The sequence below is a fragment of the Bremerella sp. P1 genome, from assembly GCF_028748185.1.
Classification (GTDB): domain Bacteria; phylum Planctomycetota; class Planctomycetia; order Pirellulales; family Pirellulaceae; genus Bremerella.
In genome coordinates, this window is sequence record NZ_CP118164.1 from 1,141,541 (window position 1) to 1,153,722 (window position 12,182).

7 protein-coding genes are annotated in these 12,182 nt (G+C 57.0%); all 7 read right to left on the reverse strand.

All coding sequences use genetic code 11. The annotated features are described in order from the left end of the window. Positions 1 to 35: 35 nt before the first annotated feature. The 7 genes from PSR63_RS04810 to PSR63_RS04840 are packed head-to-tail and all read right to left on the reverse strand — an operon-like array spanning position 36 to position 12,175. On the reverse strand, positions 36 to 332 hold the full coding sequence (locus PSR63_RS04810; RefSeq protein ID WP_274331206.1) for a hypothetical protein: 297 nt from the start codon (positions 330 to 332) through the stop codon (positions 36 to 38). A gap of 20 nt (positions 333 to 352) precedes the next feature. Then, entirely contained in the window at positions 353 to 1,561 is a 1,209-nt protein-coding gene (locus tag PSR63_RS04815; RefSeq protein WP_274331207.1) for an NPCBM/NEW2 domain-containing protein, read from the reverse strand. Beyond that, on the reverse strand, positions 1,561 to 2,628 hold the full coding sequence (locus PSR63_RS04820) for a prenyltransferase/squalene oxidase repeat-containing protein (RefSeq protein ID WP_274331209.1): 1,068 nt from the start codon (positions 2,626 to 2,628) through the stop codon (positions 1,561 to 1,563). Before PSR63_RS04820 ends, PSR63_RS04815 begins: the two co-directional genes overlap by 1 nt. Positions 2,629 to 2,641: 13 nt before the next feature. Further along, on the reverse strand, positions 2,642 to 3,580 hold the full coding sequence (locus PSR63_RS04825; protein WP_274331211.1) for a hypothetical protein: 939 nt from the start codon (positions 3,578 to 3,580) through the stop codon (positions 2,642 to 2,644). Continuing rightward, positions 3,573 to 7,535 (reverse strand): DUF4175 family protein, encoded by a 3,963-nt coding sequence (locus PSR63_RS04830; protein ID WP_274331213.1) that lies wholly within the window; start codon positions 7,533 to 7,535, stop codon positions 3,573 to 3,575. The genes PSR63_RS04825 and PSR63_RS04830 overlap by 8 nt, the downstream gene beginning before the upstream one ends. A gap of 21 nt (positions 7,536 to 7,556) precedes the next feature. Then, positions 7,557 to 9,959 carry a hypothetical protein gene (locus PSR63_RS04835; protein WP_274331215.1) on the reverse strand — a complete coding sequence of 801 codons (2,403 nt, stop codon included), beginning with the start codon at positions 9,957 to 9,959 and terminating at the stop codon, positions 7,557 to 7,559. After that, on the reverse strand, positions 9,956 to 12,175 hold the full coding sequence (locus PSR63_RS04840) for a BatA domain-containing protein (protein ID WP_274331217.1): 2,220 nt from the start codon (positions 12,173 to 12,175) through the stop codon (positions 9,956 to 9,958). The genes PSR63_RS04835 and PSR63_RS04840 overlap by 4 nt, the downstream gene beginning before the upstream one ends. Between the last annotated feature and the right edge of the window lie 7 nt (positions 12,176 to 12,182).

Sequence of the window (12,182 nt, forward strand, 5' to 3'; positions counted from 1 at the left end):
GCTCGATGAACAGAAACGAAGAAGTTGGGGCAAGGTTATCCTTGTCCCAACTTTTTTGCGCAGTAGGTCAGAACTTCCAGCAGAATTTCATCGGGGCACTGCGGGTCGTTGACAAAGAACCACCACTCGCCGCATTGTGTATTCGCGGCAAACTGATGACCGCGATATCGAAAGTGCAGCCACGCTTCGGTTACACCATCGGACACAAAGCGAGTGACCTTTGCTTCCGGCAACTTGGCAACATGATCGCGTAGCTGCTCAAATGGAAAACATTCAGGCAGAGCACCAAAGTCCCGCGAGCCATCATGCATGAGGATATTGGTGAGCTTCATTACGGAAACCTCGCCCCGGGTCACTCCATCTCGAACCGGGCATCCATCCAGTTCGCGTGGTCGAGCACGTCAGCTCCGTCCGCATATTCAACCACCAAGGCCAGGCCCTTCATGCCTTGCACCGAGACGTCGACATCCAGCGGAGATTGCCCCCCGCGAACAATCGGGCTCTCATAGATTGTCTTCCACGACTTGCCGGTTTCGCTGGCAAAGACCTTGAAGATCACGCTGCCGGCGCCATCGGTATCATCGTCGATGCCGACCTTGGCTCGCAGCCGGGATGCCTGATTTTCGACCTTATAGGCCAGACGCGCGGTCGCGTGCAAGCCGAGGCCTTTCTGACTGACATACCCGTTCGACTTGAGCGTGCCTCCTTGGACATTGCGGTCCTTGCGGTAGTCCCAATTCGCATTCAAAAAGCCAAGGCTCTTAAAGCCGATCGCCTCGAGATCGCTCAAATAACGAACATCGCTATCGAGCGGGCGAAGATACTTCACATAGGCAAACGCATTCTCCAGCGTCGACGATCGCATCGAGATGCCTTGGCTGAGACGAACCTTGAGGATGTCATCGGCCAAGGAAAGCTCGGTAGTCAGAACCATCGAACCGTCGCGTAGCCCAACCCAGACCCCCTGCTCTGCCGTCGGCAACTTGCCTGCCGAACGAGCGAAGTGGATCTCGGCGATCCGCTTGCGATCCAGCTTCAGGGCTTTGTCGCCGATCTGAAATTCGACCGACAAAGGAGTCAGCCGGCGAAACGTGCCGTCGATATAGTCGCCGTTGGCCAGTAGCAAACGATCGCGTGTTCCCTCGTAAGCATGAATGCGATCGAGCGAGATTTGTGTCTTGTCAGGATCCAAATACGAACGAAGCAGGATCCCACGCAAAGGACGTAGTGGGAATTTCATTTCGTCCCACAAGCGATTGTAGGCGTGCAGTTGCGTGCCTTCGGTACGAAGTTCCTTGGCCACGATGCGTGAACCATCCTCGAAGACCACGACGCCATCGTCACGAATCAGCTGTGGGTTACCAAACCGGACGATGCTTGCCGGATCGATCTCGCCGTCGCTAGTTATCCAGCCGTCGATCGACGGGATCGCGGTAATTGCGACGTTGGCTTCCGGCTTGCCGATGGCAATCAGTGGTCCGTCCAGACGCGACTGACCGTAGGCCATGGTCGAAGCCAGCAAGATCCACGCGAAGACAAAACTACGGGCAAGCAAAGTCATTACTTCTGGAAGATAGGGAGATAGTTATTGGGAAGTTGCAGCACGATGCAAGCCATCGCAGTGCCGTACTCGGGACAGATGAAGTCGGTCCAGAAGCCTTGGGCCGTTTGCCGTTCGGTCAAGACTTCACGAATCATGCGGTAGTATCGATCCCACCGCTGGGTGCCGACATGCCAAAATGCCTGAGCCGCGTAATACTGGCCGTAGAAGAAGTGATTGTTCCCACGGAACGTGCTTTCCTGGGGAAGGTTGTCGTCCAGGTACTTCAGGGCCCGCTCGATGATTTCCCCTTCGTACATCCCCGCACTATACAGCGCAACGACACCAGCGGCCGAACGAGGAAACGCACTAGGACCACCACTGAGCATGTAGCTGAACCCACCATCGGCGTTCTGACTGCGGGTGACGTAATCGATACAGCGGTCAACCGTTTCATTGGGGACAAAAATGCCCGCGTTGCGTGCCGCACGCAGAGCCATCATCTGGCACACGGTTACTGAGATATCCGCTTCGCTACGAACCGGCTGATAACGCCAACCGCCGTCGGCATTCTGCGTGTCGACGATCAACTTCACCGCCGCGCGGACCGTATCGCGAAGTTCAGCAGCGCCAGACATGCCGTACACTTCCGCTAGAAACAGCGTCGCAAAACCGTGCCCGTACATCGGACCATGCGTGCGAGCGTTGGGCAACGCGACAAAGCCGCCGCTCTGCGTGTTGGCCAACAGGTAATCAAGACACGCCGAGATATTCGCTCCGTAGGGACCCCGATTGGGCGAACTGCCCGCAGCCATGAATGCCAGACCGGCGAGGCCAACAACCGCCGTATTCGCGCGGTAGCCGTCGGTACCGAACGCACCACGTTGGCTACCGTTCATCGTTTGCCGCTGAACGAGGTACTGCAGCCCTTGATCGATGCTCGATTGAACTTCACGCGTGATCAAACCACGCGAGTTCCGCCGGGACGTACCGCGCCACTCTTGGGCAGACAGCAGCGACCCAACACCGCAACTCCCGGCGGCGGCCAACGCAGACTTCAATAGTGTTCGGCGAGTGGTTTGGCTCATACGGCTTCGCTGCTTATTCTTCGATTTCGGCCAGCTTGCGGAAATACTCTTGGGTCAACCGCTCGTACTTCGGCAGAAAACGCTCCATCGAGCTGTTCGAGATCTGCTTCCGCAAATGAGGCGGCAAGTTACCCCAGGCCTTTTTTATCAACGCGTCTTGTTCCTCAGGCGAGATCGCTAGGACCTTCGCATCACGCAATTTGTCGCTGCTATCCTGGGAGTCTTCGCTTTTTTCACCTTGTTGCATCTGGGCCTGGCTTGGCTGCGAATCGCCCCCTTGCTGCTCTTGCGGTTGCGACTGACTTTGTCCTTTTTGCTGTTGTTGGGACTGCTGCTGACCCGTTTGCTGCTGTTGCTGTTGCCCTTGCTGCTGATTCTGCTGTTGGTTTTGTTGCTGCTGGCTCTGCGACTGATTCTGTTGCTGTTGTTGGTTCTGCTGCTGGTTTTGATTTTGCGAATTATTGTTGGATTGGTTTTGATTGTTCTGGTTGTTTTGCTGCTCCAACAGCTTTTCGATTTCCACGATGATCTCTTGCTGCATCGCCACGGTTTGCGATTCGGCCTGACCACCGGCCATTCGCTTTTGTACTTCTCGCATGAGGCCCCCGATCTTGGTCAGGGGGTCTTCTCCTTGCATCTGATTGGTCTGATCGGATCCAAAACCGCGTGGCCCCTCGGCTCCATCTGGGGAACCTTCCTCGCCGATATCTTCACCATCCGTATTCCTACCAGCATCGGTCGGTGGCTTTGTGTCGTCAGGTGCCGCTTTAGCTTCTTCGGGCAGGTCGAGATCGTCGAACAGGTCACTACCCAGGTCGTTGAACAGTTCTTCATCCAGCGACGACATGCCGGCTCCATCGTCGGACGGTTCCTGGGCAGAGATCGGGGCCGCAATGATCGCGATTAACAGACTGGCGATCACCCAACTGGTGATGACAAATCGTTTAGACATCGTTGTCCTCCTCCTGATCGGCATCGGCAGGCTCGGTCGGTTCGATATCAGGCAAGTTCTCGGGATCGAAGATTTCCTCTTCCGTATTCTTGATCAGGTTCAACGTCATCTCCGAAAGTCGCCCCTGCTCGGCGGCCAGTCGCGACAGTTCAGCCTGGTCGGCGTCGTTGGGGTCCTTTTCAATCTTCTCGCCCAACGTCTGAGTGCGAGCCTTGAGAGACTCTTGCATCATCTTCAAAAGCCGCAGCTGAGCCGTTTGGCTGATTCCGTCCTGGCTCCCTTGCTGCTGTTGCTGCTGGTCGCCTTGATCTTGTTGCTGCTGGTCGTCCTGCTGCTGGTCCTGCGAGCCTTGCTGGTTTTCTTGCTCTTCCATGGCGGTAATTAACTGCTCGAGCCGCAGGACGGCTTCATCGGCCAGCGAAAGCATTCTTGCATCGATCTCTCCGGTGTCCAGCAAACGCGACAGATCGGTCGTGACTTCGGCCGTCAATTGCAGCGACAGATGGTAGACCTCAGCCTTGGCGATCGACTCGGCGAACGAGCGGATCTCGTCGGTCAGGGTTGCTTGTTCCAGCGAGATCCCTTCGAGCGTTTGCTTCTGGGCCTGGGTCAGTAGGCCGTTTTTCTTTTTCAATTCGTCCAAGCGAACCAGTTCGTCCCGAATGCGTGTTTGCCGAATGATCAACTGTTCGATCGACTGCTTCAGCTTGGCCGCTTGTTCCTGAGCCAGGTCCTGTTCGACTTGCTCTTGGCGCTGCTGCAGTTCCTGTTGAGCATCTTCCAGATCCTTCTGCGCCTGGTCGATTTCGTCTTGAAGCTGCTGCGTGTCCATGTTCTGAGCGTTCTTGGCCGCCTCTTCTAAACGCTCGGCGGCGTCGCGAACTTTTTCAGCTGCTTTGTTGGAGGTAAGTCTTTCCAGCTTACGCGCCAAACGTTCGGCTTGGTCTTGTAACTGCTGGGCCTGCTGTTTCAGGTTCTCGAGCTTTCGCTGTTGCGACTGCTGAGCCTGCTGACTGCCCATGTCGCCCGACTGCATCTGGGCTTCATCCGCTTTTCGCTTCAGTTCTTTCTGGCGGTCCTGCAGATCTTCAAGTTCCTGCTGGGCCTCGTCCAGCTTTCGTTTCAATTCTTTCTTATCGGTTTCGCGGCGGTTTTGGAGGGTGTCGAGCACATCCTCCAGCGACTTTTCGACCTGCTGCTGCGACTCTTTGGCCGAAGAGAGTTGATTTTGCTCGATACGCTGGCCTGCTTGCCGCATCCGCTGCGAGACAGCCGCATCCCGGTTTTCGTTGATCGCGTCCTTGAGCGTATTGGCGACCTCTTCACTTTCAGGATCGTTTTCCATCATGTCCCGCATTCGCGACTGAATGCGATCGAGTTCGCCAGCCAGGTTCGTTTGCTCTTCGGCCATCTGCTTCAGGTCGGCACGATCCTCCGGCGACATCCGTTCGACATCTTGGCCGAGCGTTTCAGTCTGCTTCGCTTCGGTTCGCTTCTCGAGATCTTTCTGACGATTGGCCAGGTCACGCACATCCATCGCGAAGCGTCGGAACGTATCCCACTTGTTCAGGTCGTTCTGCCAATCTTGCAATTGCCCGGCGACCTTCTCTTGCCGCTTGCCAATCTCATCGAGCTGCTGCTTGGTGCGCTGGGCATTCTGCTTTTTCGTTTCGGCAGAAGCCTCACCGGTCGGCGTTGATTCCATCGGCTGGTCGGACGATTCTTCGCCGGAAGCAGGACTCTCTTCATTGTCTTCCGTGCTGCTGCCTTCGGGCTTGGCATCTTCCTCCTCAGGCTTCCCTTCGGTTGGCTTTTCGCCGGCCTCGGAACCATCCGAATTTTCTTGCGGTTTCTCATCGGCATTGTTCTCGCCAGTCTGCTCGCCCATGTCCGTTTCCGACGGCTTGTTGCTACCGCTCGGCTGGTTGGCAGACTCCACACCGCGCGGTGTTTGACGTCGAAGCTGAGTGATCTCCGATTCGATCGGGGTCAATTCCGCATCCGCGATTGACTCGATCTTTTCCTTGAGGTCTTGCAATATCTCCGAAGCATCGTGGTCGGTCTGGCGATTCTGCTTCAACTCATCCAGGAGTTCATCAATCAGTTTGGCGGCACTATCACGGCCGGTGACTAGTTTCTCGCGAACGTTCTTTTGGTTCTGTTCGCTGTTTTGCAGGTTGGCAAGTTCAGCCGGCCCCAGCTGAGAGCCTTCTTCTAACTTGATTTCAACGCTACGCGTCTGCTGCCGGGCATCTTGCTGCAATCGGCGAGCCTCGGCGATCTTGGAAATAATCTCACGCTGCTGCCGATTCACCCGCTGATCGAGTTGTTCTTCGGAGATGATCGTGATGATCCGCGGCAAGCTCGTCCCGGTTTGTGGCCGGTAGTCGTTGGCGGCAATGGTCATTTCCAGAATCGTACCCGGCGTCAAGCCCTCAAGCTCAGAAAAGTCGAGAGAGTGCGTGATCTCTAGATCTTCCGAGAGCCCCATCGCCAGGTTACTGGGAGCAGATTCGAAGGGACGCTCCTCTGGGCCAGTAAACAGAGACTGCTCAATCAGGACCGAATCGTCGGCCTGCTTCTTGACGACCAGCTTCACGTCTTGTGTCTGCAGGTCATCGCGAACGGCAGCCGAAAGTTCCAATAGGGCCGAAGGGGTAAGCGACATATTACGATCAGGCTGAACCCAGGACACAATCGGCGCTTTATCGGGAATCACACGTACCGGGAAGCGTCGTCCTTCGGCTTTCTTCAGACCAGACTCGACCGTCACTTCAATCCAGTAACTTCCACTGGCCGCCAGTACCGGCCCCTTGGCAGGCTCGCCCTCGGCACCTTCCTGCGGGGTCGAGAAGCTGTAGCCATCTTCGCCTATCACCAGGGGAAAAACTTCCGACTTGCCGGCGGTCTCGAAGACGAATTCGGCCTGGGTGATCTTCTGATCGACCTTGCCATACAACTGCGCGGTCGTGCCTTGCAAAGCGATGATCGAACGTGGCGACTGGCTGGGCAGCCAACGCGTATAGTCAGGCGGGACCAACGTAACTTGCACGTCCGAGAACTTCGGCGGTTTGACCACTTCGACCGCGTGCCACGTCATCGTATCGTCGTCGCCACCTTCGACGCGAAACTCGAAGGCTCGCTGAATGCCGTCCAACTGGTAAACCATTCGGTTGGCTTCCAGATCGAGCTGCATGGGGTGCGTCATCGGCCGGCCATCAGCTTCGTAACGAACTTGCAGTTCGACCATCTCGGGCAGGTTGCGATTGAGGTCTTCCACCTCGATCACTGCGCGGCCTCCCAGGGGAACCACCTTCGGCGGATCCACCAAGGCCAGATTATTTTGCCGCGGCCACTCGATGGACTTCCACGGCATCGCTAAACGCGAAACGGCCGTGCCGAATTGCTGTGGGGAAAAGAGCAAGACCGACAAGGTGACGAAAATAACACCACCCAGGGCATACAGTGCCTTGGTGGCCAGATGGCGATTGAGTGCGACCGACAAGTCCGTATAGGTCAGCGTGTCCGCCATCTCGCTAATGTGCTTACGGCGGAAGTAAATCGAACTTCCGGCGGCATCCTGTTCGTCTTGCTCCAGGAAGAACAAGGCGCTCGATATCTTGTCACGCAGTTCGGGAAAGAACTGCTCGATCCGCTGGGCAATCTGCTGCAGCGACGGCGACCAATTCCAGGCCGGGACCATCCACCAGATGACCGCGAACACCAATCCACCGAGCGTTATCAGCGACAGAAACCAACGCGTTCCGATATCGTCTTGCCGCAACAGATAGTCGAACAGGGCCATTCCCAGAAGCAGCAGCATCCCGGCGGCCAGCCCCCACGCCGTACCACGCAGACGAACCCGCCGCATCGCGCCGCGACGTGCTTCTTCGACCCGCTGCACCACCAGGTGATGCACGGGCCGGGTGTTCGATTTTTGTGCGTCGGATGCCATCCGTACTATCCTCGGGAAAAACTAAACCAGGCCCATACGTTTTCGCAGAACCCACTCACCAATTAATAGTGTGACGAACAACAGGGCAAGTTTCCAGGAATTCCATAGCGGCTCGGGGGGCAAGGTCTGAATTCTTACCTGTCGTCCTCGTGGTAGGGCTTCTAACAACGAGTCCGCCTCCAAAAACGAAAAATACTGTCCTCGCGTCGACGAGGCCGTCTGGCGGAGCTCGGTGAGATCCATATCCAAGCGGGTCATTTCTCCCGCAACCGGCTCGACGGTGAACTGCGTTGACGGGGGTTCGGTCTCACCGGAATCGCCTCGCAAAAGAGGCTGCACGATCCACAGTCGATGGTCGCCGGCAGTAAGCCCTGGAATGGTGGCTTCAAATAAATCTCGGTTGCCGGCTACCCGCGACATGGTAATCGTTCGCGTCCTTCCGTCCGGTTTCTCAAGCGTCAACTGAACGCCATCGTCTTCGGGTGGTGCTTCACTCTCGTCGAAGAAACGCACCCGGGCGGTTGCCGATTCGCCGGTGCGATAGGTCGAACGATCGACCGTGATCTCGACCGATCCATCCGAGTCTAGCAGGCTGGAACGGGCCAGGTAACGAATCGTCTGCATCCAGAATTCATCGTGATAGTCCCACCGCCACAGATCATCGCTTCCCAGGAACATGACCTTGCCACGGCCAACAAACTGCTGCGTTAGCAGCGGTTGCTTCGATCCATCCGGACGCGACGCCGTGGCCAGTGTTTGGGCCCCAGGCTTGAGGTGCTCGATCGGAACGTGCCAGTAAACCTGGTTCATGCCCCGCCATGCGGCGATGGTGTCGGCAGGCATTTCGGTAACCTGCAGCGGCAACGTGTTCAGACCCAAGTCGGACAGTTCAACCGGGACCGGCTGGGTGTACGCCTGATCGGGATCCGACCGCCGAACATCATCCAGCGAAAACGGAAGCAGAGCAGCCAGCGGCGTCGAGCGGTAGTCCCACGGTAAGTAACTCTGCCCACCGACAAAGATCAAGCCGCCACCTTTGACCTGCACAAAATCTTGCAGATTCTGCAGTTGTTCGCGACTGAGAAACGCCGGATTGACATCCCCCATGATGACGACATCGTAGTCGAACAGTTCTTCGCGTGTCCCCGGAAACGCTACCTCGGCGGTCTCGTCCTGGTCGGCGTACGACTGATCAGCGTCTTGCAGAATGGTGGTCAGCTCGAACGCTTTCTCATCGGCCCCTGACACCGGGCTGCGTTTCAACTGCCGCTCGAGGAGCATCTTCAGAAAGCGGAACTGAAACCGCGGATAGGCCTGGACGTACAGCACGCGAATGGTCGCGTCGAGCACTTTCACTTTGCGCGTCACCGAGAAGTTATCGTCCGGCGTATTGCCCCCTTCCAGCTCGGCTTGAACCACGTAGTCGAACTCGCCCACCTTTTCCGGGCGGAATTGCAAGCGAATCTCGCGCGTGACGCGTTCGGCCGGCAGGGTCACGTTCTGCTCGTCGAGTGTAAGCGTAGGGTTCTCTCGGTCGGCAACCGAAAGTCGAACCGACTCTCCAGACATACCTTGAGCCGAAAGACGCACCACAAAGGTGAGTGTATCACCCACAAACGCAATCGGGTCGACGACCACTTCTTCAATCCGCAGGTCGCGTGAAAGTTGCTGGCTACCGATCCCGATCGGGAAGATCGGCACACCACGCAGCGCGGCTTGCTGGGCACCTTCGGACAGGCTCGGCCCTTCGATCGTCACGCCGTCACTTAACAGGACGATGGCGGCGGTCGGCCGGCCACGTTGTTGTTCCAAGATTTGTGACAAGCTGGTACCGAGTCGGCTGACCTGGCCATCGGGCGTCGCCGTTCGCAGCGTCTGAGTGAACTGGTCGTCGGGGATAGTCAGGGCCCGACCAGATTCTCCCATCCAATAAGTTCGTACGTTATAGCGATCGCGAAGCTTGGCCATCAGCGATTCGTTATTTTCCAGAAGCAGCGTGCGGGCCTGATTCCAGCGGGTCGGCTCGCCCAGGTTGGCGGCTTCCACACGGGAACGAATCAGCGACTCGTCACCTGGCGCGAATGTATCGAGGTGCGACATACTCTCGGTATCGTCAACCGCAATCACCAAGTCCGGGGCGTCAGTCTGAAATGGCTGCTGCTGAAGACCATACAGCATGAACAGCACAATACCGATCAGCGTGAGCCGGGCTGCCAACAGCGCTGCCCACTTGGGGATAGCCCTCTGGATGTTTTCTTTGTGGTAGATCCAGCCGAAGAAAAGAACCGCTGCGATAACCAACGCCAGCGTGATCCAGGCGGCCCACGGAGGTGCCCACTGCAAGGTCACTTCCATGGTGGAATCGGTGGCCGGACTTTCATCCGCCAAGGTCCACCGAACGAATTGTCGCCATGCGTCGTTCATCGTGCGGCGGCCCCAAATCGATAGGCCAGGAAACTCTCAAAAAACAACAATCCCATCACGAGCACTAACGCGTAGCGGAAGAGTTCCACCGAAGCCGGTACGGCTGCCATCTGACCGCCGGAGGCCGGGTCGAATCCACGGTCACCTGGCTGGAGCGATGGCGGCACGTTCTCCATCGAGACCCGGCTCAAATCACTTTCGCGGGTATCGGCGTTAACGGCGAATTCAACCTTTTCGGTCGCCCTATCAGAAAGTGACTTCGAGCGATAAATGCCAACCTTATCGGTTCCGTCAAACGCCCAGAACAAGCGATCATCACGGGCCACCGCTTCGATCCGGCTCGATTGATCATCCGGCAAAATCACCTCGATGAGGTTCGCACCAGGGTCTCCTTCGATGACACCTTCAAAGACGTCGCCGAGCTCGCGATTACGGCGATCGAACTGCGAAGCGACGGCCAGCGAGAGAGACTCTTGCACCAACGGTGGGAAGCTTGGCCAAGTCGGAAAAACTGTCCAAGCAGCCGGCGGATCGAGCGAACGATCGACCGAGTCGGTACTGGCCGGCAGGCAGAAAACAATCACGTTGCCCCCAAGTCGAGTCGCGACGGCATCTTCCTTATCTTGCGAAAGCGTTTGATAACGCGACGTCACAATCGCGGGATCGCCGGTACCAAACCAGAGGGCCGTTTGTGCCGTGGAGTCTTCGCTGGTGGTGACCTTGAAGTAATTCCACACAGGGGTCGTTAGCAGGCCGCCAGCTTGCTGTCCGCGAAACGACTCCAGCAGTGGACTCTCATACTGTCGGGGATCTAAAAAGTACTCGCCGCGCGGGGTCGGTCCATCGAGCTTGATATCGATTAGCGACGACGCAGTATCATCCCCTTTGGCCAAGGCTGCGTTGTAGCTGGCCGCTTGCACCCGGTCGCCCAGGAACAACACGAGTCCGCCGCCGCGTTGGACAAACGTGCGAAGAATGGCGGCCTCGTCCGGAGCGATCTGAGCCACGTTGGACAGGTAGACGGCATCGTAGGACAGCAGGTCGATATCCATCAGTGCCGAAGCACTCATCGTCTCGACCTTGACGGGCGACTGGATCGAATCCGACGGATCGAGGGCCAGCTTCAAAAACTTGAGCGAAGGAACGTCGTCGGCCAAACACAAGATCCGCAACTGCGGCTTTACTTCCACCACAATAAAGCGACGGTTATCAGTCGCCAGCAGGTCGTCCTCTAATCGAAACTCGATCGCATGGGTACCAGGCTGGGTGAAGACCGTATTCATTTCGACCGATACCACCTGATTGTCAACGAACGGCACCACCTTCTGTGAGACGAGCCGACCATCGACGAGCATCTGTACGACCTGGCTGGGAAGTTGCGAGGCGTTGTCGCACGAAAGATCAACTCGAAACCGAGCCGACTGGTTTGGCGTTAGATAAGGCGTAAGCTGCGTCGCCCCGATGATCGCACTGTTGGTTGTTTGCGGCTGACCGACATCGAATGTCTGCATGACCGCCAGCTCTTCGATCTTGGCCAGTACCTGTTCGTTAGTTTGCGAAGCGGCCTCTTTCCAAGTCACATCGCCGTAGTCGGTCAGAATGCAGACCTGGGCACGACGAAGTCGAGGGAAGTCCCGGGCTGCCATTCGTAGTGTTCCTTCGATTTCCGCCAGGGCAAGATCAAGCGCCGCGACGCCAGGGTCGATCTCGATCTGCTCGAGTTCCCGCAGCACGTCGTTCGGGTCGAACGCTGGTTCGGAAATGATTCCTTTGGCCGTGCGGCCCATCGCCAGCAGCGTGAACCCATCTCCTTCGCCAGCTTCGTTGACGATTCGACGAGCCAGTTCCTTGGCCTGATCGAGGCGAGTCTGACCTTCTTCGCCGTAAGCCATGCTGTACGACTGATCGATCACTAAAACGGTATGTGTGGCCGAGCCGGGACCGCCAAAGCCACTGATGCCTGAGCCACCGGTGCAAGAGATATCGGCCAAAGCGATCGCGAAAAACAACAGAATCGCACAGCGAACCAACAGCAATAGCAACTGTTCGACTTGAATGCGGCGACGATTCTTCTTCATCGCAGCCAACAGAAACTTCATCGCGGCCCAATCCGTTTCGCGATAGCGACGACGATTCCACAGATGAATGAGAATCGGCGCCACGGCGGCCAATCCCCATAACAGCATCGTCGCACTGGAAAAAGCGAATGGATTCACAGGGTTA

Coding starts and splice junctions, on each gene's coding strand:
- PSR63_RS04810 (WP_274331206.1), bottom strand. CDS start 332: ATGAAGCTCACCAATATCCTCATGCATGATGGCTCGCGGGACTTTGGT.
- PSR63_RS04835 (WP_274331215.1), bottom strand. CDS start 9,959: ATGAACGACGCATGGCGACAATTCGTTCGGTGGACCTTGGCGGATGAA.
- PSR63_RS04820 (WP_274331209.1), bottom strand. CDS start 2,628: ATGAGCCAAACCACTCGCCGAACACTATTGAAGTCTGCGTTGGCCGCC.
- PSR63_RS04825 (WP_274331211.1), bottom strand. CDS start 3,580: ATGTCTAAACGATTTGTCATCACCAGTTGGGTGATCGCCAGTCTGTTA.
- PSR63_RS04830 (WP_274331213.1), bottom strand. CDS start 7,535: ATGGCATCCGACGCACAAAAATCGAACACCCGGCCCGTGCATCACCTG.
- PSR63_RS04815 (WP_274331207.1), bottom strand. CDS start 1,561: ATGACTTTGCTTGCCCGTAGTTTTGTCTTCGCGTGGATCTTGCTGGCT.